The 25,136-nt window shown below is 42.0% G+C and carries 27 protein-coding genes and 1 pseudogene; 19 read left to right on the top strand and 9 right to left on the bottom strand.

Annotated elements, in window-relative coordinates; genetic code table 11:
• Window positions 1-6 precede the first annotated feature (6 nt).
• The 11 genes from ABES02_RS00945 to ABES02_RS00895 all read left to right on the top strand — a co-directional run bounded on the left by ABES02_RS00945 (window position 7) and on the right by ABES02_RS00895 (window position 10,927).
• A complete protein-coding gene (locus ABES02_RS00945) occupies window positions 7-1,455 on the top strand; it encodes an NAD-dependent succinate-semialdehyde dehydrogenase (protein ID WP_430129590.1) in 1,449 nt (482 codons plus the stop codon).
• A 12-nt stretch (window positions 1,456-1,467) separates the two neighbouring features.
• Window positions 1,468-2,718, top strand: coding sequence for a lactate racemase domain-containing protein (locus ABES02_RS00940; RefSeq protein WP_430129587.1), 1,251 nt, complete (start codon window positions 1,468-1,470; stop codon window positions 2,716-2,718).
• Between the two features lie 13 nt (window positions 2,719-2,731).
• Entirely contained in the window at window positions 2,732-4,468 is a 1,737-nt protein-coding gene (locus ABES02_RS00935) for an IlvD/Edd family dehydratase (protein WP_430129584.1), read from the top strand.
• On the top strand, window positions 4,465-4,635 hold the full coding sequence (locus tag ABES02_RS00930; protein ID WP_430129581.1) for a XapX domain-containing protein: 171 nt from the start codon (window positions 4,465-4,467) through the stop codon (window positions 4,633-4,635). Before ABES02_RS00935 ends, ABES02_RS00930 begins: the two co-directional genes overlap by 4 nt.
• Window positions 4,636-4,648: 13 nt before the next feature.
• A complete protein-coding gene (locus ABES02_RS00925; protein ID WP_430129578.1) occupies window positions 4,649-5,416 on the top strand; it encodes an MTAP family purine nucleoside phosphorylase in 768 nt (255 codons plus the stop codon).
• A 21-nt stretch (window positions 5,417-5,437) separates the two neighbouring features.
• Window positions 5,438-6,202, top strand: coding sequence for an MTAP family purine nucleoside phosphorylase (locus ABES02_RS00920; protein ID WP_430129575.1), 765 nt, complete (start codon window positions 5,438-5,440; stop codon window positions 6,200-6,202).
• A 77-nt stretch (window positions 6,203-6,279) separates the two neighbouring features.
• Window positions 6,280-7,659, top strand: coding sequence for an amidohydrolase family protein (locus ABES02_RS00915; RefSeq protein ID WP_430129572.1), 1,380 nt, complete (start codon window positions 6,280-6,282; stop codon window positions 7,657-7,659).
• A 12-nt stretch (window positions 7,660-7,671) separates the two neighbouring features.
• The gene (locus ABES02_RS00910) at window positions 7,672-8,292 is read left to right on the top strand and encodes a class II aldolase/adducin family protein (protein ID WP_430129569.1); all 621 of its coding nucleotides are present in this window, start codon (window positions 7,672-7,674) and stop codon (window positions 8,290-8,292) included.
• On the top strand, window positions 8,289-9,356 hold the full coding sequence (gene mtnA / locus ABES02_RS00905) for an S-methyl-5-thioribose-1-phosphate isomerase (protein ID WP_430129566.1): 1,068 nt from the start codon (window positions 8,289-8,291) through the stop codon (window positions 9,354-9,356). Before ABES02_RS00910 ends, mtnA begins: the two co-directional genes overlap by 4 nt.
• 91 nt (window positions 9,357-9,447) lie before the next feature.
• A complete protein-coding gene (larE, locus tag ABES02_RS00900; protein WP_430129563.1) occupies window positions 9,448-10,281 on the top strand; it encodes an ATP-dependent sacrificial sulfur transferase LarE in 834 nt (277 codons plus the stop codon).
• A gap of 301 nt (window positions 10,282-10,582) precedes the next feature.
• Window positions 10,583-10,927: a n-acetylglutamate synthase gene (locus ABES02_RS00895; RefSeq protein WP_430129559.1), complete on the top strand. Its 345-nt coding sequence runs from the start codon at window positions 10,583-10,585 to the stop codon at window positions 10,925-10,927.
• A gap of 159 nt (window positions 10,928-11,086) precedes the next feature.
• Here the strand turns inward: ABES02_RS00895 and ABES02_RS00890 are convergent, their stop codons facing one another.
• Complete coding sequence (locus tag ABES02_RS00890; RefSeq protein WP_430129556.1) at window positions 11,087-11,263, bottom strand: hypothetical protein; 177 nt, start codon at window positions 11,261-11,263, stop codon at window positions 11,087-11,089.
• A 165-nt stretch (window positions 11,264-11,428) separates the two neighbouring features.
• On the opposite strand from ABES02_RS00890, the gene ABES02_RS00885 reads away from it, so the two are divergent.
• Complete coding sequence (locus ABES02_RS00885; RefSeq protein WP_430129553.1) at window positions 11,429-11,986, top strand: RDD family protein; 558 nt, start codon at window positions 11,429-11,431, stop codon at window positions 11,984-11,986.
• A gap of 120 nt (window positions 11,987-12,106) precedes the next feature.
• Here the strand turns inward: ABES02_RS00885 and ABES02_RS00880 are convergent, their stop codons facing one another.
• Window positions 12,107-13,591 (bottom strand): aldehyde dehydrogenase family protein, encoded by a 1,485-nt coding sequence (locus ABES02_RS00880; RefSeq protein ID WP_430129550.1) that lies wholly within the window; start codon window positions 13,589-13,591, stop codon window positions 12,107-12,109.
• Window positions 13,592-13,892: 301 nt separating this feature from the next.
• Between ABES02_RS00880 and ABES02_RS00875 the strand changes: the two genes are divergently transcribed.
• Window positions 13,893-15,215 carry a hypothetical protein gene (locus tag ABES02_RS00875; protein WP_430129547.1) on the top strand — a complete coding sequence of 441 codons (1,323 nt, stop codon included), beginning with the start codon at window positions 13,893-13,895 and terminating at the stop codon, window positions 15,213-15,215.
• 3 nt (window positions 15,216-15,218) lie between these two features.
• Window positions 15,219-17,405: a hypothetical protein gene (locus ABES02_RS00870; protein ID WP_430129544.1), complete on the top strand. Its 2,187-nt coding sequence runs from the start codon at window positions 15,219-15,221 to the stop codon at window positions 17,403-17,405.
• A 66-nt stretch (window positions 17,406-17,471) separates the two neighbouring features.
• On the opposite strand, the gene xylR is transcribed toward ABES02_RS00870, so the two are convergent.
• Window positions 17,472-18,629, bottom strand: coding sequence for a transcriptional repressor XylR (gene xylR / locus ABES02_RS00865; RefSeq protein WP_430129541.1), 1,158 nt, complete (start codon window positions 18,627-18,629; stop codon window positions 17,472-17,474).
• A gap of 290 nt (window positions 18,630-18,919) precedes the next feature.
• On the opposite strand from xylR, the pseudogene ABES02_RS00860 reads away from it, so the two are divergent.
• A pseudogene (locus ABES02_RS00860) lies at window positions 18,920-19,258 on the top strand (xylose isomerase); the annotation flags it as partial.
• A 134-nt stretch (window positions 19,259-19,392) separates the two neighbouring features.
• Here ABES02_RS00860 and ABES02_RS00855 read toward each other — a convergent pair.
• The gene (locus ABES02_RS00855; protein ID WP_430129713.1) at window positions 19,393-20,436 is read right to left on the bottom strand and encodes a DUF3231 family protein; all 1,044 of its coding nucleotides are present in this window, start codon (window positions 20,434-20,436) and stop codon (window positions 19,393-19,395) included.
• A gap of 226 nt (window positions 20,437-20,662) precedes the next feature.
• Here ABES02_RS00855 and ABES02_RS00850 point away from each other — a divergent pair, with 226 nt between their 5' ends.
• The 3 genes from ABES02_RS00850 (at window position 20,663) to ABES02_RS00840 (ending at window position 22,390) form a co-directional block, all read left to right on the top strand.
• A complete protein-coding gene (locus ABES02_RS00850) occupies window positions 20,663-21,244 on the top strand; it encodes a YdcF family protein (protein ID WP_430129538.1) in 582 nt (193 codons plus the stop codon).
• 12 nt (window positions 21,245-21,256) lie between these two features.
• Complete coding sequence (locus ABES02_RS00845; RefSeq protein ID WP_430129535.1) at window positions 21,257-21,847, top strand: YiiX/YebB-like N1pC/P60 family cysteine hydrolase; 591 nt, start codon at window positions 21,257-21,259, stop codon at window positions 21,845-21,847.
• A gap of 117 nt (window positions 21,848-21,964) precedes the next feature.
• A complete protein-coding gene (locus ABES02_RS00840) occupies window positions 21,965-22,390 on the top strand; it encodes an OsmC family protein (protein ID WP_430129532.1) in 426 nt (141 codons plus the stop codon).
• 186 nt (window positions 22,391-22,576) lie between these two features.
• On the opposite strand, the gene ABES02_RS00835 is transcribed toward ABES02_RS00840, so the two are convergent.
• A complete protein-coding gene (locus ABES02_RS00835) occupies window positions 22,577-23,056 on the bottom strand; it encodes a DUF421 domain-containing protein (RefSeq protein ID WP_430129530.1) in 480 nt (159 codons plus the stop codon).
• 109 nt (window positions 23,057-23,165) lie between these two features.
• Between ABES02_RS00835 and ABES02_RS00830 the strand changes: the two genes are divergently transcribed.
• Window positions 23,166-23,318, top strand: a complete 153-nt coding sequence (locus tag ABES02_RS00830) for a hypothetical protein (RefSeq protein WP_430129527.1) — start codon at window positions 23,166-23,168, stop codon at window positions 23,316-23,318.
• A gap of 148 nt (window positions 23,319-23,466) precedes the next feature.
• On the opposite strand, the gene ABES02_RS00825 is transcribed toward ABES02_RS00830, so the two are convergent.
• From ABES02_RS00825 to ABES02_RS00810, 4 genes are all read right to left on the bottom strand, one after another.
• A complete protein-coding gene (locus ABES02_RS00825) occupies window positions 23,467-23,604 on the bottom strand; it encodes a YvrJ family protein (RefSeq protein WP_430129524.1) in 138 nt (45 codons plus the stop codon).
• A 78-nt stretch (window positions 23,605-23,682) separates the two neighbouring features.
• Entirely contained in the window at window positions 23,683-23,901 is a 219-nt protein-coding gene (locus ABES02_RS00820) for a DUF2922 domain-containing protein (RefSeq protein WP_430129521.1), read from the bottom strand.
• Window positions 23,902-23,942: 41 nt separating this feature from the next.
• A complete protein-coding gene (locus ABES02_RS00815; RefSeq protein ID WP_430129518.1) occupies window positions 23,943-24,158 on the bottom strand; it encodes a DUF1659 domain-containing protein in 216 nt (71 codons plus the stop codon).
• 323 nt (window positions 24,159-24,481) lie between these two features.
• Window positions 24,482-24,925 (bottom strand): hypothetical protein, encoded by a 444-nt coding sequence (locus tag ABES02_RS00810; protein ID WP_430129515.1) that lies wholly within the window; start codon window positions 24,923-24,925, stop codon window positions 24,482-24,484.
• Window positions 24,926-25,136 lie beyond the last annotated feature (211 nt).

Raw genomic sequence — 25,136 nt, 5'->3', positions numbered from 1 at the left:
GTTTGGATGTTAGTAGGGACAAAACATGGCATGTACATTAACGGAGAATGGATGAGCGCGGCAACAGGAGAAGGTATCGATGTATTCAATCCGGCTACACGTGAAAAAATCGCTGAAGTACCTTGCGGATCGAAGGAAGAAACGGTGCTTGCTGTTCAAGCGGCAAAGGCTGCTTTTGAGCCTTGGGCAAACCTAACGGCAAGAGAACGTTCCGTTTATTTATACAAAGCGTATCACAAAATGATTGAGCGAAAAGAAGAACTGGCCAAGTTATTAACCATGGAGCAAGGAAAACCGCTACAAGAGTCTCGTGGTGAAATCGAGTTTGCGGCCAGCTTCCTTCTGTGGTATGCCGAAGAGGCTAACCGAGTGTATGGTGAGATGATTCCTTCCTCCAAGAAAGGAAAGCGTTTATGGGTTATACCAAAACCGATTGGCGTCGTGGCTGCCATCACACCGTGGAACTTTCCTTCCGCGATGGTGACACGCAAGGTGGCGCCAGCGATTGCCGCAGGTTGCTCGGTGGTCTTAAAGCCGGCGGAACAGACGCCGCTGAGTGCTATTGAAATCGTAAGAATTTTTGAAGAAGTCGGCTTGCCAAAAGGGGTCCTTAACCTTGTGACAGGAGACCCTGCCGAAATCGGCCAAGTGCTGATGGAAAGCTCCGATGTTCGCTCCATTACCTTTACAGGATCGACAGAAGTCGGAAAGCTTTTAATGAAAGGAAGCGCGCAAAACGTTAAAAAATTGTCCCTGGAATTAGGCGGCCATGCCCCATTGATTGTGCTAGAAGATGCGGATCTGGATCTCGCTGCCGAACAGGCTGTCGCCAGCAAATATCGAAATTGCGGCCAAACCTGTATTTGTACCAACCGGATTTTCGTTCACGAAAATGTCCAAGACGTGTTTACCCAAAAACTGAAAGAGAAAGTGGCAACGTTGCGTCTTGGGAATGGGCTGGATGATGGGGTCACGATTGGACCGCTGATTGATCAAGGCGGACTTAAGAAAGTGAAGGGCCAGGTGGAGGATGCCGTTCTGAAAGGTGCCTCTGTTACAGCAGGAGGTAAAGAATGGAATGGGCCAGGCGGATATTACTATGAACCTACCATTCTCACAAATGTAACCAATGAGATGAAAATTATGAGTGAGGAAACGTTCGGGCCGGTTGTACCAATTGTGCCGTTTGCCACGATTGAGGAAGCCATCCAAGCAGCCAATGATACGGACTACGGGTTAGCGGCCTTCTTGTTTACGAATGACCTATCGAAGGCCATTAACATTATGGAAAAACTGGAGTACGGCATTATCGGCATTAATGATGTATTCCCAGGAACCGCGGAAGCTCCGTTTGGAGGGATGAAAGAATCAGGTCTGGGCCGTGAAGGCGGACATGAGGGTATTCAGGAATTCATTGAGATGAAATATGTGTCTGTTGCCATAAAAGAATTATAAGAGGTTGATGATATGAATCTACCGAAATTGGTCCATGTGAAGCAGCGATTTCCTCAAAACAAAATAAAGAATATTGAACTTCATGTAAAGGAAGAGCTCAAACGTAATCTGCCGCCCATTCCAAAAGGGCAATCGATCGCCATAACGGTGGGAAGCAGAGGAATCAGCAGCCGGGTTTTAATCGTGAAAACCGTCGTCGATTATTTAAAAGCAATCGAATGCTCCCCTTTTATCATAGGTGCCATGGGAAGCCATGGCGGCGGAACGCCGGAAGGGCAGCTGGACGTATTGCACAGTCTTGGTTTTACCGAGGAAACGGTCGGCTGCCCGATCCTAACCTCTTCTGAAGTTGTGGAAGTCGGTAAAACGAAAAACGGCTTTACCCTGTACTGTGATAAATATGCCTGGGAAGCAGACGGGATTATCGTGATGAATCGCATTAAGATGCACACGGCCTTTCGTGGACCGAATGAAAGCGGCCTGTTAAAAATGATCACAGTTGGTCTGGGAAAGGCAAAAGGCGCCAACCAGCTACATCGTCAAGGGCCATCAAACATGTCTGAAACGATACGTGAAGTGGGTGGAGACTTTCTTAAAACCGGCAAAGTGATTGCAGGCATCGGCATTGTAGAAAACAGCTTTGATGAAGTGGCCAATTTGGAAGTGATTCGACCGGATGAGGTCACCCAGCAAGAGCAAAAGCTATTAGAAATAGCAAAGTCGTATTTTCCTAGAATTCCAATTGAAGAACTTGATCTCCTTGTCATAAAAACAATGGGAAAAAATTACAGTGGTACAGGTATGGACACAAACGTCATTGGACGCAATAAAATATTCGGTTCGCCAGAGCCCGAGAAACCCTCTTATAAAAGAATTGTTGTGCTAGATCTTGATGATGCTTCACACGGAAATGCGACTGGTATTGGGCTTGCCGATCTAACAACAGAAAGACTGTATCAAAAACTGGATAAGCAAAAAACATACTTGAATTGCCTGACGAGTACTTACGTACAAAGGGGGATGATCCCCCTTGTACTGCCAAACGATAAGGAAGCGATCTACGCGGCGGTACAGAGTCTTGGAATTGAAAATCCTGCTTCTATTAGAATGGCTGTTATCGAAAATACGCTCGAACTTGAACATTTGTTTGTATCGGAAAAAATTGCAAGTGAGATGAATGAGAAAGCTGACATTCAGTCACACCCTATTGAGTTACCGTTTACGGAAGCTGGTACACTTAATCTCACCATATCAGTTCATTGAGAGGGGAAAGAATATGAAAAAAACACAAACATCATACGGAGATGCCGGTTTCAGCCAATTTCTCCGCATGGCCTTTCAGCGTCATCTTGGCCATGAAGAAGCAGATTTTGAAAAGCCGGTCATTGGTATTTGTAATACATACAGCGAAGTTAACCGCTGCCACAGCCACTTAAAACCGATTGTGGAGGCTATTAAACAGGGGGTTATTATGGCGGGGGGAACGCCGCTTGAGTTTCCGACCATTTCTCTCGGCGAGATGTTTACAAGCCCTACGACCATGCTATACCGCAATTTGGCAGCCATGGATACGGAGGAAATGATTACAGCCCAGCCGATTGATGGTGTTGTATTAATAGGAGGCTGCGATAAAGTGCTGCCTGCCCAGCTTATGGGAGCAGCAAGTGCGAACAAGCCGGCCATTGCTTTCACAGGCGGACCGATGAACAACGGCAAATATAAAGGCGAAACGCTTGGAGCGTGTTCTGACTGCCGCTTTTTTTGGCAAGAGTATAAGGCCGGAACCGTGAGTGAGGAAGATATTAAAAATATTAATGCCCAATTGGCGCCGACTGCCGGGCATTGTATGGTGATGGGGTCTGCAAGCACGATTGCCGCTTGCGCAGAGGCGTTAGGAATGATGCTCCCAGGCGCTTGCGCAGCACCAGCGACTGTAAATGAGCGGATGCGTCTGGCAAGAGAAACGGGAAAAGCCATTGTGAAAATGGTGGAGAACAATGTTCGTCCCTCGGACATAATGACAAAGGAATCTTTTGAAAATGCGGTTCGAACATTGATGGCTGTAGGGGGATCGACGAATGCAGTAATCCATCTGATCGCGATCGCTAGAAGGCTGGGAATCAGTCTGACGTTAGAAGATTTTGAAAGACTCAGCAGAACCACACCTTTTATTGCCAATTTAAGGCCGGCTGGCAAATATCAAATGGAAGATTTATATCATGCAGGCGGCATTCCCGCTGTACTAAAAGAACTGTCACCGCTTCTGAACCTTGGAGAGCAAACGGTGACGGGTCAATCGCTTGGCGAGAATTTGAGCAGTATTGAGGTGGATGAGGTTTATCGCGATATTATCAGGCCGATCACCGAACCGCTATATCAAGAAGGAGGCATCGCGGTCTTACGGGGCAACCTGGCTCCAAATGGCGCGATTATGAAACCGAAAGCGGCCATTGACAAAACGTTGCTTAAACACTGCGGAAAAGCAGTTGTGTTCACTTCCATTGCAGATATGGAAAAGCGGGTGAACGACCCGAATCTTGAGGTCGATCGAGACAGTGTGCTTGTCCTGCAAAATGCCGGTCCTGCCGGAGCGCCAGGTATGCCGGAAGCCGGGATGATTCCTATTCCAAATAAGCTTTTGAAGCAAGGTGTTCGAGACATGGTCCGGTTATCGGATTGTCGAATGAGCGGCACCGCATTTGGAACGGTTGTACTTCACGCTTCTCCGGAAGCGGCAGTCGGCGGGAACATCGGTTTGATTCAAGACGGTGATTGGATTGAGCTGGATGTAGAGAAACGTTCGCTCAAGCTGCTCGTTTCTGAAGTCGAGCTTGAAAACAGAAGAAAAGAGTGGACGCCGCCGCAGTTTACGGATTATAAGCGAGGCTTTGCCTGGTTGTACCGTCAGCATGTGCTCCAAGCCGATCAAGGATGTGACTTTGACTTTTTACTGCCGGAAGACGATCAAAAGTCCGTTCATTCATCCTATGAGCTGGAAGGTGCGAAAGTATGAAAGAGATTTTCTTAGCCCTGATTGCAGGAATCGTTGTGGGAGTCTGCTTTAAAATGGTGCGGCTGCCGCTTCCGGCTCCGCCTGTATTCGCGGGGATTGCGGGTATTATTGGTGTTTGGTTAGGCGGCGCAGCCGTTTCTGCGGTAATTGAGAAACTAGTAAGATAAAGGGGGAAACGCCTTGAAAATCGGATTGATTGGCGGAACGGGATTTTATGATTTGTTTCCCGTACTTATCGAGCAGTGTATGGAAACAGAATATGGGCAAGTGACCTTTCTAAAGGGAGAATATGAGGGTAAAGAGGTTTATTTTTTGCCAAGGCACGGTACTACGCACGGAGTGCTGGCACCCTATGTGAATTATAAAGCGAATATGCTGGCCTTGAAAAAAGTCGGGGTTGAACAAGTCATTGCAGTATCAGCTGTGGGCTCAGTCAACCCGGACATTCCGATCGGCGGATTATCACTGCTTGACCAGTTTGTGGATTTCACCCGGAGAAGGGACAATACATTCGGACGATTTTCCGTTGATATGACACATCCATTTTGTTCTGATCTTCAACAGGTATTGAAATCCGCAGCACAAGAGAATGGCCAGACACTATATGAAAATACGACACTTATCTGTGTGGATGGACCAATCTATGAAACTCGCAGTGAGCTGCAATTGTTTTCTTCGTGGGGAATGGATGTAGTTGGAATGACGAACGCAACGGAAGCGGCACTTGCGAGAGAGCTTGGAATTTGTTTTTCGGCCGTCACACTCTCAACCGATCTTGCGACAGGATTTGCTTATATACCTCCTGACTTGGCAACACATAAAAAGGTGGCAGCGGAAAACAAAGATAAAGTAAAAGCACTTGTATTAAAAGCCATTTCTTTACTTTCAGAACAGAAGAGGTGTCTATGTGCCAAGTCGTATAACGACTATATGCTAGTAAAAAAATAACTAATTAGATGAGGTGGAAATATGAAAATTGGAATTATTGGCGGAACGGGATTCTATCAGCTTTTTGAACAAATGGTTGAAAAAACGGTTCATACGGAGTATGGCGAAGTCACGGTCTTTCGGGCCGTATCTGAAGGAAAGGAAGTTTATTTTCTTCCAAGGCATGGTAAGCATCATGACACGCTGGCGCCGTTTGTAAACTATCGTGCCAATATACTGGCCTTAAAAGAGTTAGAGGTTACAAGAATCTTGTCTGTGTCGGCGGTTGGGGCGATTAATCCAGAAATTGAAGTCGGCAGCCTTTCCTTGCTCGATCAATTTGTGGATTTGACAACGCGGGTGAAAACATATGGAAAATATTCTGTTGACATTACGGAACCGTTTTGTCCGGAATTACAAGAGGTTTTTGTTCAGGCGGCAAAAGAAATCAATGAACCGCTTAGAGAGAAGACCACATTAGTCTGTGTAGATGGTCCGCGTTATGAGACAAAAGCAGAAATACAATTGTTTGCAAAATGGGGAATGGATGTTGTCGGGATGACAAACGCAACGGAAGCAGCGCTTGCAAGAGAGCTTGGGATGTGCTATTCCGTGGTTACGGTGGCTACCAACATGGCTCCTGGTATAACCGACCACAAACCTTCCTTAAAAGCACATAAAGAAGTTGGCGAACGCAAACGCGAAACGGTAAGCACCCTTATGCTCGAAGCTATTAAGTTAGCAGATGAAAGGAAAAACTGCTCCTGCCAGGAAGCTTACGAACGAGCTGTATTGGCAAGGACATGATTGCAAAGAAAACGCTCATTAAAAACCCCTACATTGTTTCCAACATGTCTTCTGTTGGGAACAAGAAGGGTACTGTTATGGTAGAAGGGCAGAAAATCACACATGTGGTTTACAATCAAGAGAATCTTGTAAAAGATCTGGAACAATATGCGGATGAAATCATCGACGCTGAAAACATGGTCTTAATTCCGGGAATGGTAAATGCTCATTACCATTCCTATACGAATTTACTCAAGGGTACGACCAATAATCTCCCGCTGGAAATATGGGCACTTTATACTATGGCCTATGGTTATGCGTTGGAAGACGAGGATATTTATTATGCTGTGCTGCTAGGCAGCATCGAGATGATGAAATCAGGTGTGACAAGCTGCGTAGACCATTTTCCGCATATTGGGACATCAGAGGCGGCGCTAAAAGCATATGACGAAGCCGGGATGCGGGTGGCCTTTGCCCCCATGCTGCATGATGTGCCAGACGAACAATTTTTTCAAATCGCTTTTCCACCTTCCATTCAGAAACAAATGTCAAAAAAAACTGCCCCTTCAATAGAAGAAATGAAATCCTTTTATCAATCGCTTATCTCAACCTGGCATCAAAAAGACGGGCGAATCTCTATCCAACTTGGCCCGAATGCCCCGCAGCGATGTTCAGAACACATACTTCAATTATGCAAAGAACTCAGTGAAAAAGAAAATTTGCGGATTCATACGCACTTGCTTGAAACAAGAGCTCAATATAATCAATGCCGAAAACACTACCAAGGCGGCCTTGTCCGCTATCTCGACCGCTTAGGCTTATTGAATGAAAAGCTAGCTTGCGCCCATGCCGTTTGGCTGGATGACAAAGAAATGCAGCTATTAGTAGATCGAAACGTATCATTTATTCATAATCCGGCGAGCAATTTACTGCTTGGGAGCGGCATCGCACCCATTCCATCCTTTAGGGAAAAGGGGGCGAATGTGGCGATTGGAACGGACGGCTCTAACTGTGGAACCACTCACAATTTATTTGAAGCCATGCGCCTGACGGCGATGATTCATCGTCCGAGTGAAAGCGACTATTCCCATTGGCTGACTGCTGAAGCTGTATTTAACATGGCAACCATATCAGGTGCAAAAGTGTTAGGAATGGAGGGCGAATCTGGAATGATCGCTCCAGGCCAAAAAGCAGACCTAGTGTTAATGGGGACGAAAAATACGTTTTGGACCCCGTTCAACGATCCGATTTCCCAATTGGTTCATCAGGAAAATGGCTCGTCTGTCGATTCTGTTCTCGTCAATGGTCAATGGACAGTGAGAAACGGGAGAATGGTGACTATAGATGAAGAAAGAGTCTTTCATGAGGTGAAAGAAAGACGGGAAGGTCTGAAGGGAAAATGGCAGGAATCATTAAAGCGGGCTGAACTGCTTAGACCTCATTTTGAAAGAATTCTATTAGACAATCATAAATCATAGGGGGAATGGTGTGTGAAAGAGGAGCTTTTGAAAAAAGAATTGGTCCATATTTCTCATAAAGTATATAACCGAAGGTTGACACAAGCGACGGGAGGAAATATCAGTGTTCGCGTTCCCGACCGTGAAGCCATTCTCATTAAAAGGTCGGGGATCAGCCTTGGAGAAGTCACGAAAGAAGATGCACTGCTTTTATCTATGGACGGAGACGTAGTAGAGGGATATGGAACTCCTTCTAAGGAGTTCCGTTTTCATTTAGGGATTTACCGGACACGTCCCGATGTACAGGCTATTGTCCACTGTCATCCAAACTATGCGATCGGGTTTGCCTCCTTAGGGATGGAGCTCCCGCTTCCCACCGTAACCGCTCAAAAAATTCTTGGCTATGTTCCGGTTGCGGAGGCGGCGCCTTCAGGCTCAAAGGAGTTAGCAAATTATGTAACGGAAGTGTTTGAAAAGTATCCCAATATTAAAGCGGCATTAATGAAAGATCATGGTATATGTGCGATTGGGCAGTCACTTGAAGCCGCGTATAACATTGCCACACTTGTGGAGGATACAGCGAAGCAGGCCTTTATTAAGATGCAGATCCAAGCAGCCTTATCTCAGATGAATAAAAGGGAGGTCATGCAATGAGCAGCATAGAACAATTAGTTCAAAATTTTAAAGACCAGCAGCTTTTACTGCCCATTTGGTTTGAAAAGGGAGCTCTAAAACTGATTAATCAGATCGAGCTGCCTCATAAAGAAGAGATTCTCACGATTCAGGAAGTGGATGATCTCGCGGAAGCGATTAGGAATATGACGATTAGAGGGTCGGGGGCAATCGGTATAGCAGGAGCGTGGGGCATGTATCTAGCCGCACTCAAATCTGGCGGAGCGAGAGAAGAAATGCATCGAGCGGCAAAACTGCTCAAAAGCACTCGGCCGACCGCGATCAATTTGATGAAAACCATTGATGAAATTATGAATAGTGTAAATGGCTTCGAAAAGCTGCCTCTCGATAGAATTGAAGCGAAGGTAATCGAGATTTTAGAGCGGCAGCTGCAATTCGAGCATGCACTTGGCAGCAATGGTGCCGATCTGATTGAAGATGGTGATACAGTGCTCACACATTGTCATTCCGGGGCATTGGCGGGGTCCGGTTATGGAGGAAGAGCACTGTCGGTGATTCGCAAGGCTCATGAGCTTGGAAAAAACATTCGAGTGATTGCCTGTGAAACAAGACCCTATCTTCAAGGAGCGAGGATTACCGCTTATGAGTTGCAAAAATTCGGAATCCCAGTCACTTTAATTACCGATAACATGTCGGGATATTTCATGAGCCAAGGGATGGTGCAAAAGGTCGTCGTTGGTTCTGACCGGGTTGCCGCAAATGGAGATTTGGCCAATAAAATTGGAACGTATATGCACGCCCTTGCAGCTAAAAAACATGAAATTCCTTTTTATACAGCCACCTCTAGTCATACCATCGACTTTTGCCTTCAGAGCGGAGCTGGGATTGAAGTGGAATATCGCGACGCTCAAGAAGTTACGACTCTGAATGGAAAGCGCCTAGCGCCGAAGGGAGTAGAAGCGTTATATCCGTCTTTTGATATTACACCAAACGCTTACCTTTCGGGAATTATCACCGAAAAGGGAGTCATTGCAGAGCCATTTGCCATCAACCTGCAAAAGTTAAACATTCAGGTTGTTCATTAAACACATAAAAGAATTGCTCGATGACTGTCCATTTTTTTTAGAGTAAGTTGCATGTATCGATTATAGATAATCCAAAATGGGGTTGAGGAAAATGGAACAACAATTGGTGCAAAAAAATAAGGCGCTGGGAAATCTGTTGAGAGAAATGGGAAGGGTTTTGGTGGCGTTTTCTGGAGGGGTAGATAGCGCCTTTCTCCTGGCTCGGGCGAAAGAAGAATTAGGTGATCATGTATTGGGAGTTATTGCCGCGTCAGAGACATTTCCGCAGCGAGAGTTCGATGCGGCTGTGCAGCTTGCGAAAGAACTTGATGTCCCACATTTGACCATCACCATAAAAGAATTTGAAAATGAGAATTTTGTTTCAAACCCAGTGAATCGCTGCTATTTTTGTCGAGTTGGTTTGTATGAACGATTAACAAAGTTAGCACAGGAAAAAGGATACAGCTATATTATTGATGGTACCAATGCCAGCGATGTAGGCGATTATCGCCCAGGGATGAAAGCACTTAAAGAAAAAGGGGTACGGAGTCCTCTGAAGGAAGTTGGTCTTACGAAAGAGGAAATCCGTATCCTTTCTAAAGAAATGAATTTAAAAACATGGAACAAGCCGTCCTTTGCTTGTTTGTCTTCAAGGATTCCTTACGGGACGAGAATCACCGCAGAAAAAATCAATCAGCTGGATGCTGCCGAAAACTTTCTCCTAAAAGAAATTGGTCTGTATCAAGTACGGGTCCGCCATCACGATAAAATGGCGAGAATTGAAGTAGATCCAGAAGAAATGGAAATGGTTCTTCACCATTGTGAGTCAATCGAAAGCAAGCTGAAATCGCTTGGTTTTTTATATGTAGCATTGGATTTATCCGGATATCGCACAGGCAGCATGAATAAATTAGTGAAAAAGGCAATGCAGCCTTCTTATTCGTGACGATTGAAGCGTATCGAGGAGCGGTGAATTTCTGGATATTTTCGATTAATGAAAGAGACGAAAAAGTTTATTCCAGATATGGCTTCGATATCGTGGCAAAGCTGACCAACGCGCATGCTTTTTTGGGTTGAAAAAGTATTAAAGAAATTCAGGGGAGCTGATTTCTAAAAAAAGATTTGGGTTTTCGGCTGTTTTGTTCCATCTATCACGAAATTCATATGGAGGCTGGAAGTTGTAGCAGAACAAAGACCGGGAACAATTCATAGAAAATACTCCAGGAAAAAGGGGGAGAGAATGAATTATGATTAATTATAATGGTCGCACATTTGTTTCAATTGAAAATACTGCTAACGGAGAAGTTTCTTCAAAAACTTCTTTTCGTTATAAACAAGAGGGAAATATCATCTCAGCAACCTATAGTGGAGGAGAAATTGTCAAAGGGTTCCTAATTGGTATCGTTAATGGAGATGGTTGCCTAGAGTTTAGATATAACCACGTTAATACAAAAAATGAAATTAGAGGAGGAGAATGTGTTTCGACTCCTGAAATCTTAGCAGATGGGCGAATTAGACTTAATGAGAAATGGAAATGGCTTGATACGGAAGAAGCTGAGGGGAGTTCAATGATTGAGGAAATTGTAATATAGAACAATAAACAAAGACAAACCCCTGCCTATCTGTAAAAAGAAGAATAAAAGAGCTGTATTTTTTCAGCTCTTTTACTTAGTATTCTCAGCATGATTTTCCCTATATAACTCATACTATATAGTTGATGATTTAGTGGAATTACTGTAGATTATCATTTTTTAAATTCTATTGCTCAGTCCTTCATGGTTTGCCACTGAATTACCGACTATTTCCATTCCTCGTTGTAGTGAACTTCCTTTAGCCCTTGTTGAAGGGTCCTCATTTGTATCTAAATAAGGATTTCCATCCACATAATTATCAGATATTCTTGGTGGTTTATAATCTTGGTCTGGCAAAAAAATCACCTCCATATAATATTTTGGGAAGTAATGTAAATAAAATAACAGGTAGTATGTGGGAATTACTTATACCAGACCATCCAACGACTGGATTTATTCTAATTCCAAATAGTGCTATTTAAAACTACTGTGTAGGCAGGATGAAGATAGGGGTTGAAAACAGTGGACGACCGACATGAAAATTTAACAAACGTTTCGCTCATTACACGTATAATCGCCTTTTTGTGGGACTATGTTATCATTTCGGGGTATCTCATCCTGCTGTTTGCAGTATCTTTTTTTGCGCGGCCGTGGCTGATTCCATTGTTCACGGCAAGCTCTCTGTCGGCAGAAATTACTGGATTTCTATTGATTACTCTGCCTGTCTATCTTTATTTTTCCATAAGTGAAGGGTTGAAATGGCATGCGACATGGGGGAAACGAAAAATGGGGATTGTGGTAGTAGGCGTACGTGGTCAACCGATCGGACTTGGGCGCTCGCTTTTCCGTTCTGCCCTTAAATTTGCCCCTTGGGAACTTGCCCATTTTACCATTTGGCACATGGTCGCCCCTCCTGAATACTCCGATTATTTGATTTATTCATTATTAATAGCTGTCTACGGACTGGTATTCATTTACTTGATAAGTCCCTTGAAAAGCAAAAATAACCAAACGGTTTATGACTCTATCGCGGGGACCGTTGTTAGGTCCAAGTATAGAACTAAAATACCTCACATATAAAAAATGGCTCAGTAAGTGCACTGAGCCATTTTAATTATCATTATAAAAATAGATGCAAACCACAGAATAAAAATCCACCCTAGGAGGACATTTGTCCACGAATGGTGCCTGTCACCATTTCTACTTCATGGAGATCCAAACACTTTTGACTTCGGAGTAGTTGTTTAAGGCATAAGATCCCATTTCGCGGCCGATTCCGGATTGTTTGTAGCCTCCGAATGGTGATGCGGCGTCAAATGCATTATAGCAGTTTACCCAAACCGTACCTGCGCGAAGTTTGCTGGAAATGTAATGAGCTTTCGCCACATCTCTTGTCCAGACGCCTGCAGCTAGGCCATACTCGCTATTGTTCGCACGGTCAATCAGTTCATCCAGATCCTCATATGGCAGGGCGGAAATAACTGGACCAAAGATTTCTTCCTTCGCAATCGTCATTTCATCGCGGACATCGGCAAAGATCGTTGGCGAAACAAAATAGCCTTGTTCAAATGGCTGATTACCGCCGACTAGCAATTCTGCTCCTTCTTGCACGCCTTTTTCGATATAGCCGAGAACGCGTTTTTGCTGCTCGACTGATACCAGTGGACCAATTTCAGTGTCAGCATGGAGGCCGGCGCCCTGCTTGATTTTCTGCGCATGGCTGACCATGTCTGCGACGACATTATCAAATTGCTTTTTCTGGATAAAGACCCTTGAACCCGCACAGCAAACTTGGCCTTGGTTGAACATAACCCCATTTAACGCACCTGGAATCGCTTGTGTAAGGTCAGCGTCTGGAAGGATAATATTCGGCGACTTACCGCCAAGCTCTAGTGTTACCCGCTTTAGTGTTTTTGCGGCTTTTTCCATAATGGATTTTCCGACTTCTGTGGAGCCGGTGAAGGCAATTTTATCTACAAGTGGGTGGTCGACAAGCGGTTGACCGGCTGTCTCGCCAAAGCCAGGAACAATATTGACAACACCTGGCGGGAATCCGGCTTCTTGAATGAGTTCGGCTAGGTATAGAGCAGATAGCGGCGTTTGTTCAGCAGGCTTTAGAACGACGGTACAACCTGTTGCCAGAGCAGCGCCAAGCTTCCACATGGCCATTAATAAAGGGAAGTTCCACGGAATAATTTGTCCAACCACGCCTACGGCTTCATGGCGTGTATAGTTCAAGAACGGTCCATTGACTGGGATCGTTTGGCCAACGATTTTTGTTGCCCAACCGGCATAGTAGCGCATATGTTCAACAGCAAGAGGAATATCAGCGTTGGAGGTTTCACGGATTGGTTTTCCATTATCGAGTGTTTCTAATTGGGCAAGCTCTTCTCTGTGCTGCTCCATTAAATCGGCTAATTTGTACATTAAGCGGCTGCGCTCGGCAGTGCCTATTCTGGACCATGGCCCCTTATCAAAAGCTTGACGAGCGGCTTTTACGGCGCGATCAATATCCTCTGGTCCTGCCTCATAAACCGCTGCAAGTACTTCACCAGTAGCCGGATTATAAGTATCAAATGTTTTTTGTGAGAGACTTTCAACAAATTGACCATCAATGTACAGTTTCTTTTTCCCCAATAGGAATTTCTCTACTTTTTCTTTTAGACCGACTGTTACTTGACTCAAATGTTCTTCCTCCCTTTGTCTTATGTACACCCAACGAGAATGCACAACTATGATATTTTTTGGAAATGATAGCGTTTTCAAATCCGTGTATAATCGTATCATTTTCTAAATCTAGTAATCAACCAAAAAGGGTTCACAATATTCAAAAAAATATCGACAGCATTTTTTGACATTATGGGAAGTATGATTGCACATAAATTTCACGATTTCTTCATTTATAGAGGAAATAGAACTATGGTAGTAGAATCATTTAGTTAAAAAGAACCAATTTTACTAAATATTTGAAAGGTGTCATTTATAAATGTTTGATTACTGTAAACGTTGCAAAGTAATTCACTTAGAGAATGAAATTTGTCCGTATCATTTGAAACAACTGAAAAAAGACCCGAGCATCTTAGCCGAAGCAGCCAATTTTGCTACAGTTGCTGGCCAATATCATTTAACTACTTCACAAATGTTAGATGGGGTAGCGCAGAGAATTAACAATCTCGCTGGTACGAATTTAAGGTTTGAAGGATCACATCAATTGGCCAGGGATATCCAAGTTTTTAAGCAACTAAATGTCGACGCCTATTCCAAATCAGGTGTTTTTGCAAATGCTCAAAGTGCTAAGGACTATTTGGATCAGGCAACCAAGGGGCAATTAGATCTTCTTATAAAAAAACTTAATGGAACCGGGCAAGAGGTGGATTGGCTCCGTTGGAAACAAGGACAGTTGGGTAGTTTTTTCGAGAAATATCAGCTCCTTGGTGAAAAAATGACAAACGCTCCTGGAGTCGATGGTGTTACGATCAATCGGTTTACGAAAGAAGAAATTACGAAAACAACAATAAAAGCAGCCCAAAGCAGTAAAGGATTAGGGACCAATGTTAGCGATGTTCTGAAAGCGTTAAAAAATGGAACATTGAAGCCAGACGATACTTTAGTAGGGATTGATGGTACAGAAGGAGCTCTAAAAAAGGCACTCGCTCGCAATATCGAAAAAGCGGTACAAAATGGAGATGTAGACTATGCAAATACATTAAAACAAGCCCAAAAACAATTAAATGTTCAGGAACTAAATAATACGGGTAGTGTGAAGCAATCTACCGAACGGCTTAAAGATAAGATTGCTGCCGGACAAGCGCATACCACGGTCACGTTGCAGGAGGTTTCTAAGAAAGCCTTTCAAGGTGCTGTTATTGGAGCAGCTATTGGTTTGACTGTATCAGGGATTAGCCACTATTTAAAATACAAAAATGGGGATATTTCTGAGAAAGAGGCCCTTGCAGGCGTTGGCCAAGATACGTTAAAAGGGGCATTGATGGGGGGGACGATGGCTTCCGTTACGCTTTTTCTTCCCGCAGGACCATTAGGGTTTATCGCAGGTATGGCGATTGGCATTTATCTGAATAAGACGTTAACCAATATTTTAGATGAGGTTTTTGGAAAAGGGGCCTTTGCAGAAATATTACATGCCTCAGGGTATGTTTATGGCATGTCTATGAATCTTGAAGAAAGTATTAGGAGAATTGAAAAAGATGAGAGTAGGGTCCACTTCAATTCAAATAGAGTAAGAGCAAAAGTGAAAAAAATAGAACAAAACTTTGATGAATTCGAACATTTGATGAAGGGAAAGAGATAGACGATGGCGCAACAAGAATTGATTTTAGACTATGACTATTACGCTAGCAATCAGTGCAGTTTTGACGATTTGAAGCTAGCATCACATCAATTAGCTTCAGCAACCCAAGACCAGTTTGAACAAATAAAGAAAGAAAAGTGGTTTCATCGAGTTTTTGATATGGTGACTTTCTCTAAGAAAAACGAAAAAAGAATGGCTAATCAAATTGGAAGTTTAGCTCAAGCGCAACAAATGATCATGGAGATTCTGGTCCGTCTTTCCGAGCGGGATGCGAGAATTTCAGACATGGTGGTTGAAGCGTTTGATAATATTGAGAGATTAACCGCGAACGATGTTTTACTAGCAAAAAGATTTAACCAGTTAGAAAATCGCTGTATTTTAGGGATTACTAAAGAAACAGATATTGGCGATTTAACTGAGATTCAAGGTGAAATCCTTGGCGGACTCTTGTTTTATCTCATGCATCATTTTGATCAAGTCTCAGAGAATCAGCGTGTATATGCCAATCAGATTCTCACTTATATTGGTGCTGGCGCACAAGAAATGGATATCAAAGCCTCCTTGGAGTCGATTGACCAGATTGAGACAAAGAAAAAATTATTAACCTGCTGTTTAGAATACTGCTTTTTACATAATTGTAGTTTCCATTTACCTGAAGAAATTGAAGAACTCCTGGAAGAGTTCGATTTTGGTAACAAAACGATTCGAGAAGTAAAAAATAAAATAGCAGCTATGTACAATCTTCGTGGTGTCGCTGGTTTTATTGATAAATACGGAAATTTTGATGTGGTAGAAGAAGAGTTTTACATTGAAATGCCAGAAGTGACCTTTGAAGAAGAGACGATCGAATTAGAAGAAATGAATATTAAGAGTATTTTATATATTCCTCGTGATGAACTTAAGGTCATTAAGAACAGAATCGTCCATATAAGTGCCTATATTAATTGTGAGGGGCATTTACAATTTGATAATTGTATTGTTCATTACAATGAAACGAATGACTCAGACGAAATAACGCTCTCAGAAGGTGCTAGTATTACATTTTCTAATTGTCAGGTGCATTGTCACAGCATCGATAAAAACTCTTTTATTCAAGGTGAAGGCGATAATGAATTTATTCTACTAAATAGTGTGTTTAATGATTGCAGTCATTTTATCAAAATGAAAAATGAGTTTAACCTTACGATACAGAATTGTTTAATTAACTCACCAGGGGAAAATTTTATTCATGACAATGGCTGGCGTCAGGGTAATAAGCTCAGAGGGGAAATTTCAAATACCCAAATTTATTTTAATGACCAAAATAAACCAGGTGACGATATATATTTTGGCAACATCATTTATATTCAAGGTTCTGTAAAGATCAATAATTGTGTTGTGCGTGGAATTGAAACGGTTGGTCGAGAAGAAACCAAGCTTGTTTTGTTTAATATTGCTTCAGGTACATATGCGAATTGCAATTTTACAAATGTAGATAAGTGTATTAGTGATGCGGCCAGTATTAGTGAATGCAGTTTTGAAGCTTGTAAAGAGGTTATTGAAGGTACTTACGATTCTAAGACGAAGATTACAAATTGCCTTTTCAAAGATTGTCAGGACATTACTAGAGGTGATGATTTTTCGATAAAAAATTGTCAGTTTGTTAACTGTAAAAACGGGATCGTGAAAGGCCAGGGCATCACAGTTGAATTTTGTGAATTTTATAATCTGGTTCATGATTTATCTGGCCTTGTAGCTGATGCCAGTTTTGAATTTAGTTGTGGGAAGCACACGGACTCCAATAAGATTTCGAAATGCTTATTTGATGGTGTGGAAATCAATGATGGATTTCTTATTCAAGGTTCAACTTATGAAAAAATTTCAGGGGCTAAAGTCTTTGTAGAAGACTGTGATTTTAAAAATTGTACGACCAAACGTTCAACGAATGTCATTGTTCGGCAATATCATTATTATTTCGGTGTGTTTGATCGGCAAATTGAGACAAAGCCGGTTCATATCAGTAATTGTAAAGGATTAGATCAAGTAAATAAGGGTAAAGGCCGTGCAGAAGAAATCATCATTCGGTCGGAAACTCCTACAGGGGTGAAAATTGGAGTGGCCTTAGCCGGAGCGGTAGGCGGTTTGCCTGGGTTAGTAGTAGGAATGGGAGTGGCTAAATTATTAAAAAATGATGATATGCGTGTAGAGTAGTAATAATAGGATAATTTTTGTTGGCGACCGATCGTTGCTGAGAAAAGCAAATCGAGTCGCCAACTTTTACGAACTAAACATCTCTAAGAAACTTTCAATCATAATCGACGATGCACCTAATGCCGGGGCATTTTTCCCTAAGGAAGACAGCAAGAGCTCGTAATTGTTTTCTAATTGGTTATAGATTCGCGATGAGATTGAGTTTCGAATCGAGTTTACTACCATTGGCAAGGCCTCCACTAAGTCGTTGCGAATAATGATGGCCTGTGGATTAAACGTATTGAGAATGCTAGTCAGCCCAATCCCTAAATAGTATCCTAAGTTTTGTAAGGCCATTAAGATTTCTGCATCATTTTGGTTGGCAAGATGAATCAATTCCTGATGGGAAGCCTTCTGATGCTGATTTGGCAGTGATTTCATCAAGGCTTTTTCTGATGCATATAATTCCCAGCACCCCCGATTTCCACAGCTGCATTTGTGGCCATTTAAATCGATGGTAACATGGCCCATCTCGCCGGCAATACCGCCCACCCCTCGATAGAGATCATTATTAATGATGATGCCAATCCCGATTCCCGTACCAACGCTTACGTAGATCAGGTTTTCGTAATTTTTTGCTGTGCCAAAAACTTTTTCACCGTAGGCGCCAGCATTTGCTTCATTTTCGATAAAAACAGGTACCTGGAATTCCTTCTCGATCAGCTTTTTTAAATCAAGGCCATAATTCCAGTCTAGGTTTGGGGTGAAGATGATTTTTTGCTCTGTATTGACAAGGCCTGGTACGCATAATCCAATGCCAATTAACCCGTAAGGTGATTCCGGCATCTGATTTTTAAAGTGTTCAATCATTGAAAATAAAAGCTCTTTAATCTTTTCAGCGCTAGGATTTTCTAAGGGGTGATAAGCGTCGAGCACAATATTCCCTTTTAAATCCGTTAAAATCCCATTGATAAAATCTACGCCAATATCGATTCCGATGGAGTATCCAGCATTTTTATTAAAAACAAGCATAACTGGTTTTCTTCCGCCGCTCGATTTTCCTTGGCCAATTTCGAAAATAAGGTTCTTTTCAATTAATGTATTGACCTGTGAAGAAACGGTGGATTTATTTAATCCCGTGATTTCAGAAAGTCTTGCCCTCGAGATAGGGGAATTGGCAACAATCTCATTTAACAGTACTTTCTGATTGATTTTTTTGACTAGTAGTTGATCGGCAATGACCACTTGGATTTACACCTCTTTTGTTCGAGCGTTAAATTAAGTTTTTTAAATATATAACCATTATAAATCAATTATCGCCTAAGTCATACATAAAAAGTTCAAAAATAATAGTTTATTAAAGCGTTTAATTTTGTAAGATGAAATCAAGTTAGTTTATCCAAGCAATAAACTAAAGAAAAGGTAGTTTGCTAATACTAGGAGGGAATAGAAATGGTTCAAACTATGACGTATTTTGGAAGCGTGAAAAAAAGTAGCTTATGAATAAGTCATCGACGGAAAAACGATGAAAGACCAATTGCGGTTTAGGCCACGGTGGGTTAAACTTTGATGCCAAGGTAAGAAGAACGTCTTTTGAAGCAGAAGATTTAGTGTATGCTCATGTGGCTGGAATGGATGCTTTTGCAAGAGGCTTGAAGGTTGCCCATAAATTAATCGAAGACTGTGTGTTTGAAGATGTGATTGTGGATCGCTACAGCAGCTTCACAAAGGGAATTGGCCTTGATATCGTCGAGGGCCGCGCAAACTTCCATACTCTTGAGGCATATGCGTTAAACAACAACACGATTAAGAACGTTTCAGGAAAAACGATGCGCTTGAAAGCTGTTTTTAACCAGTATCTTTTAGAAGTTTAATAGGTTTGTCCTTCTTAACGGGCCCGCCAGAATGGGATTGACGCGGGTCCTTCATCAATTATTTGATTTGCGGAGTATGAATTAAAAAGGGGACGAGGGGGGAAACTGCTCTCGTCCTTTTGTGTGCAGAGATTTCATTTGGATCTTAATTTCTCACGATTGACCGCTTCTGGCGGCTGTTCCATCCAGCCGTTTTCAATCATGATTTTTGCGCCTTCTTCTACAAATAATGAGATATTCATTAACGACCTTGCATACATGAAGCCAATATCATGCCTTCCATTTACAGCAGTTGAATTTCCAAATGCCCTGATCTTCATTGAGAACATATCCACTTTATGGAACAACATGATTTTATCTGAAAAAGGTGAAACCGTGGAGGTCGTGACTAAATGGTCGAGAAAGGACGGCGAAGGCAAGTTTTCAACATGTAGTTTATGCATATACCGTTCTAAATTATTATAGGTAATATCCTTGCCTTTTAAAAATAATTCTCGAATCCGTTCCGATTTGACAACTTGGCTAAAACCCAGGATAAGCGCTTTGCTTGTCACATTATTTTCAATATTGTCATAAAGATGGGTGATTTCTAGGGCGTGTAATGGCCGTATTTCCCCAAAATATCCATTTAGAAAATCTTTATGTACGAAGGTTGCCTTTTCCGGTATTGGAATGTAAGGAGGTTTTATGATAAAGCCTTTTTTCATTAAAATTTCTTTGATATGCTGCATTAATTCAATGGTGGAATTCATGCAGTGAATGAAAAATTCCTTTACATCCTCTCTATACACAAGAGGGATGGCGACACTATAAATGCTGAGCCCGGCTTTGGCTGCGTATTTTAAATAATGAACATAAAACTGATCTTCAAATAATCTGGGAGCCCCAAGATTCACATCTTTATCCGAAAAACCAATTGGTATCGGATAGTTTTCTTTTTTAAATATTCCTTCAACGGTAGACATAAAATCATGTACTAATGTTAGAGCGTGATTCAATAATTTTTCAATTTCTTTATCCTCTACGTGCTGCAGATAGTAGCTTAGAATATATTTAGACATGCTGTTTCCCATATAGGTCGCCCAGAGTTTTCCTATTTCAGCGGAAGTAAGTTTCTCTGTTACTGAAACTTTTTCTGCTAGTGAAACTTCTTCTGCTAGTGGAACTTTTTCTGCCAGTAAAACTTCTTCAGTTAGTGTGATTTTTTCTGCCAGTGGAACCTTTTTGATGGGTGCAGCCCTTTTGGAACCAATCTTTCTTGGTTTAATTGTTTTAACCAAAGTAAATTCCCCTTACCATTTTTAAGATATTTTTTTCTTTTTTAATAAAATTTATTCGTTTGTTGGAGCGATTTCGGTTTAAGGTATAATAGATTTATAAATTATTCTTAGGGTGTTTTTTATGATGAAGCGTAAAATAATGTTTGGGGTTTTTATCGTTTTGTCCGTTGTTTTTGTCGTTTTTTTGATGAATGCAGGAAAGTTCCTGACGGTTGAGGAAGGGATCCAAAAGGCAGACGCGATTGTTGTCTTAAGTGGTGACCGCGGAGAAAGAGTGGAAAAGGCTGCTGAGTTGTTTCATCAGGGCTATGGAAAGTATTTTGTTATTTCTGGCGGGACGATTTATAACGATGTGACAGCCGCTAGGTTGATGAAGGAACATGCCCTAAAGCTTGGCGTTCCAGAAAGTGCGATTATCCTCGAGGAACGTGCTGATAGCACCTATGAAAACGCCCATTTTACCCGCCAAATTTTGAAGAGCTATCCAATTCATTCCGCCATCGTGGTTTCGTCGAATTATCATATGAAAAGAGTCAAAATGATTTTTGACCGTGATTTTAAAAATTCGGAGATAAAGCTTTATTATTCCGGTGCAAAGGATCGTTATTTTAACAGAGCGAAGTGGTGGAAAAATAACAAAAGTATCATGATTACTATTTCTGAATATATAAAAATGCTTGGGTATGCATTGGGCAAGAACTATTGAGGGGTGAGTTGTATGGGTACCAGTAAATTTATTGGAGTAAATCAGCTTTCATATCAATTTGCAAGGAATGAGATTAAGACTGGTGATCTTTTATTTTGCAGCGGCCGCCATATTGTAAGTGAGCTGATTAAGAAGGTGTCGGATTCTATGTTTAGCCATGTGGCCTTGTTGTGCTATTGGAATGACCGGGTCGTGGTTTTGGAGAGCGTGGAGGATGACGGCGTCAGGGCGGTCCCGCTGTCTCATTACCTTTATAACTATGAAAATAGTATGAAAAAGTATAACGGTGAGATGTATTTGGCTCGGCATGATGAGGTTGGTAACCCTTATTTTGATAGTGGAAAAATTAACAGAATGCTAGGCAATGCGGTCGATATGCTCAATCGAAACTATGATAAAGATGAAATTGCCCGGATTGTTGCCCGTGTTGGTTTAGGAATCGGCAAGCACAAAGATGATAATGCCTATATTTGTTCGGAATTCGTGGATGAATGTTTTAAACAAATGGGCATAAAGTTTTTGCGTGATGCCAAGGGATTTATTTTTCCTGAGCATATTGCCGCGGATTCAAAGGTTAGACCGTTGTTTCAGATTCAACCATGAAAACCCAATTGGCGGAAAGCGAGCGCCTGGAGCGGAAATCAACAGCCAAATTTAACAGAGTCAACAAATAAGGAAGACTTCGATTGGCAACAATATCAAAATGAAAGGGGTATAGATATGGAGTTAACGATTAAGTGGAAAGAGAAAATGGCATTTTCAGGGGTTACTCCCTCCGGGCATGAAATTAATATGGATGCGGCTCCTGAAGTTGGTGGAGAGAATTCCGGTGCGAGGCCGATGGAACTGCTGCTGCAAGCAGTTGCTGGCTGTACTGGGATTGATATCATCTCCATTTTACATAAAATGCGGTTAGAGCCTTCGTCTTTTCATATGGATGTGAAGGGTGAACGTGCTGATGATCATCCTAAACGATTTACCACAATTAACATTCATTATGCGTTAGAAGGGGATCTTCCTGAAGATAAGGTCTTCCGGGCGATTCAATTGTCAAAAGACAAATATTGTTCCGTCTCCCATTCTTTGAATGCAGATATCACAGTTAGTTACTCTATTAATGGTGTTAAAGGCAAAAACGAAATTTAACCCACTAAAAGACCCTTCCCATGTGAGCTGGAAGTCGCTAAATTGCTAATTTTGAGTGGAAAAAACCATCCTATTGCAAATAGCTAGGATGGTCTTTTGTGTTTGGTTCATTAATTTCAGTAAAGATGTTCGGTTGTTCTTTATTTGATGTGGGGAAAGGAGCATTTTCTTTTGAAAAATAAAGGTCTAGTATTTTTTTAGTTCCCCGACAGTGACGGGTTTGGCTTCATCTTTTAGTTCGTATCCAAGCAGGCCATTAGGTTCAATAGTACCATATTTGATGTCTTCGATTTTGGTAAGTCCTTCGTTACGCATCCGCATTTCCAGTTGATCGACGGTCATCCGCAGCTTTTTTAATGTTTGAACATTTAAGATGCCATTCTCAATCACGACCTTAGATTGGCCGGTCAGAAATTTTTCAACAGAATTAATCTTGATTTGTAAGTATTCTATAATTAGTAAGGCTCCCACAAAAACGGCAGATGCAACGATGGTTCTTGTTACACTCTTTTCGACAATTGGTTGAACAATTATAGTGCCAATGGCGATCATGACAATGGTTTGTGCCAAGGTCATTTGGGCAATTGATTTTCTTCCTGATATTTTTAGCAGTAAAATCCCTGACATGACCAATACGAGGGATTTCCAAATGACGGATAGATCCATTTCATCATCTCCTATAACGAGTTTTTATTTAATTTTCCACTTTTGCTCCATTTTATTTCTCCGTATAGATTTATCCAATGTAGAAACGATAGTAATGGAGGTGGAAATCATGAAAAATGAAAGTACAAATTCACCAAATTCGATTAAATATAGCATTTGGCAGACACGGACGGAGGGTATTGATCCGAGGGTAAAAGAGAGATTGGCCCGTTCGGGATCAGGTACGAACCAAGAGCGAAAGCCAGGAGTGGAGCAAGAGTAGTCTATTGTTATTCTCTTGGGTTGTGAAGAAATTGAAGCCGTATGCTTTTTACAAGCAAACGGCTTCCTGCGTGTTTGGCGGGTATGTTTCTTGAAAGAATTAAATGCCCTGAGGTGTTTAGTAATTTAGCGAATGATCGATTTTACCTTTATGCTTTCATTTTATCGGGAAGATCCTGTATCGATTGAACGACCATATCAAGCTTTGACTCAATCCGGTAAAGTAGATAAAGGGTCACCACGATAGGGAATCCTACCTCGCTGATGATTGGAATGATTTGCTCCACGAGGATTCGCTCCTTTCTATAAAGAGTCTTGAAAAAAAGGCCGGCTTCAACGTGAACGTGAATCCGGCCTCCTCTTATTTATACAAGTTCATATTCAGTTACATTTTGGTCAATGACTCTTGCTCCTTTTGCATCTACAAATTTGCCGCTAGCAGTAGTGAAAACCTCTGATGCAATAATTTGTGCCATTGAAAGTTTAATAACCGCCTCATCAACCGGTTCCTTTGGATTATCGATTGATAAACGAGCTGTCTTGCCAAACTCCGTACCAAATTGCAATTCTAATGTTTTAGCCATTTTTTTCACCTCCTATCGCTTCATTTTGTAAGCTTCATTGATTAAAGGATTTCGGAGCTGTCGTTTCGCTCGACTTTGTTTAGGACGGCGTTGGTTAATGCGCCGATCGCTTGGGCTGCTTGGTTGAACTGGTCAGCCGTTGCTTCTTTTTTGACATTGCTATACGATTTGGCTTTGTAAAGAGGGTTGCCCTTCTCATCCATGCCAGCTTCGAAAACTAAGCGAAGCTTTGTACCTTCTAGTAATGCTTGTGCCATTGTCTCTCACCTCCTTTCACCTTTTATATAGGGATTAGGAGGTAGAAACGACAGGGTGGGGGGGAAACTTTTTTATACAAGAAGGGCTGTGTTAAATTTGGTTGTTGATTTCCGCTCCGGGCACTCGCTTTCCGCGGGGAGGTCCTGGAGCCTCCTCGGCGCTCTGGCGCCTGTGGGGTCTCCAGTGACCTCTCTATCCCGCAGGAGTCGAGTGCCCTCCGCTCCAATCAACAAGGTGCAAATTAAACACTGACTTTAACACAGCTAAATGAAAAAAAGAGCAGGCTGCATGCCGCTCTTTCAATCTTGTAAATAACACAACTCTAGGGTCTTTTGCCAGAGAGTTGTGTTTGTTCATGGATTAAGAGAATAAGAAGGATGTTGACCAATACAAAGACAACAATAATAAAGTAGATCATGACTACTGCGGTGCTCGGGTTTAACATAACGCCTAACATTGCCCCCATCATCCCGCCCATGATGCCGGAGAGGATGCCATTTAATGAGGCCAGGAGGGATACGGGCTTTCCGGTTAGATGACCGATTACCATACCGATCGACACCGCGATCATTGTTGGCAGGATTAAATCATTATCTTTCAGACTAATCGCTAGAATTATTCCCAGTGTCAGGCTTGCCATTGTCGAGCTGGACATGCTGACCATCATGCCGGTCATCGTTGTGATCTTTTTCCTTTTCAGGTACGTTAGGTAGGTAACATAACTTGTTAGGAGGAAAACTAACAGTATACTTAACGAAAGCACCATTTGGCTTCTCCACCTTTTTTGAAAAATAAACCATGTCGACAGCAATATATGATGCTTTTTAGAATTTTATGTTAGCTGCAGTACTTTAGTCATAGTAGGACTGATAAGTGCATAATGTTAATAACGTGTTAAAAAATGTTAGTAATATGTTAAAGTTTCACAAGATATTCACATTTACATGTTGTATAAGGATATAAAGTGTTTTAATCTT

The organism is Neobacillus pocheonensis (assembly GCF_050477905.1).
GTDB lineage: Bacteria > Bacillota > Bacilli > Bacillales > Cytobacillaceae > Neobacillus > Neobacillus pocheonensis_A.
This window is presented reverse-complemented; position numbering and strand designations above follow the sequence as displayed.

What these genes read in the sequence shown, in the direction of transcription:
- mtnA (WP_430129566.1), top strand. Translation starts at nt 8,289, where the DNA reads ATGAGCAGCATAGAACAATTAGTTCAAAATTTTAAAGACCAGCAGCTT.
- ABES02_RS00810 (WP_430129515.1), bottom strand. Translation starts at nt 24,925, where the DNA reads ATGGTGCTTTCGTTAAGTATACTGTTAGTTTTCCTCCTAACAAGTTAT.
- ABES02_RS00870 (WP_430129544.1), top strand. Translation starts at nt 15,219, where the DNA reads ATGGCGCAACAAGAATTGATTTTAGACTATGACTATTACGCTAGCAAT.
- ABES02_RS00945 (WP_430129590.1), top strand. Translation starts at nt 7, where the DNA reads ATGTTAGTAGGGACAAAACATGGCATGTACATTAACGGAGAATGGATG.
- ABES02_RS00915 (WP_430129572.1), top strand. Translation starts at nt 6,280, where the DNA reads ATGGTAGAAGGGCAGAAAATCACACATGTGGTTTACAATCAAGAGAAT.
- ABES02_RS00820 (WP_430129521.1), bottom strand. Translation starts at nt 23,901, where the DNA reads ATGGCTAAAACATTAGAATTGCAATTTGGTACGGAGTTTGGCAAGACA.
- ABES02_RS00935 (WP_430129584.1), top strand. Translation starts at nt 2,732, where the DNA reads ATGAAAAAAACACAAACATCATACGGAGATGCCGGTTTCAGCCAATTT.
- ABES02_RS00875 (WP_430129547.1), top strand. Translation starts at nt 13,893, where the DNA reads ATGTTTGATTACTGTAAACGTTGCAAAGTAATTCACTTAGAGAATGAA.
- ABES02_RS00930 (WP_430129581.1), top strand. Translation starts at nt 4,465, where the DNA reads ATGAAAGAGATTTTCTTAGCCCTGATTGCAGGAATCGTTGTGGGAGTC.
- ABES02_RS00835 (WP_430129530.1), bottom strand. Translation starts at nt 23,056, where the DNA reads ATGGATCTATCCGTCATTTGGAAATCCCTCGTATTGGTCATGTCAGGG.
- ABES02_RS00840 (WP_430129532.1), top strand. Translation starts at nt 21,965, where the DNA reads ATGGAGTTAACGATTAAGTGGAAAGAGAAAATGGCATTTTCAGGGGTT.
- ABES02_RS00850 (WP_430129538.1), top strand. Translation starts at nt 20,663, where the DNA reads ATGAAGCGTAAAATAATGTTTGGGGTTTTTATCGTTTTGTCCGTTGTT.
- ABES02_RS00920 (WP_430129575.1), top strand. Translation starts at nt 5,438, where the DNA reads ATGAAAATTGGAATTATTGGCGGAACGGGATTCTATCAGCTTTTTGAA.
- ABES02_RS00895 (WP_430129559.1), top strand. Translation starts at nt 10,583, where the DNA reads ATGATTAATTATAATGGTCGCACATTTGTTTCAATTGAAAATACTGCT.
- ABES02_RS00845 (WP_430129535.1), top strand. Translation starts at nt 21,257, where the DNA reads ATGGGTACCAGTAAATTTATTGGAGTAAATCAGCTTTCATATCAATTT.
- ABES02_RS00940 (WP_430129587.1), top strand. Translation starts at nt 1,468, where the DNA reads ATGAATCTACCGAAATTGGTCCATGTGAAGCAGCGATTTCCTCAAAAC.
- larE (WP_430129563.1), top strand. Translation starts at nt 9,448, where the DNA reads ATGGAACAACAATTGGTGCAAAAAAATAAGGCGCTGGGAAATCTGTTG.
- ABES02_RS00830 (WP_430129527.1), top strand. Translation starts at nt 23,166, where the DNA reads ATGAAAAATGAAAGTACAAATTCACCAAATTCGATTAAATATAGCATT.
- ABES02_RS00815 (WP_430129518.1), bottom strand. Translation starts at nt 24,158, where the DNA reads ATGGCACAAGCATTACTAGAAGGTACAAAGCTTCGCTTAGTTTTCGAA.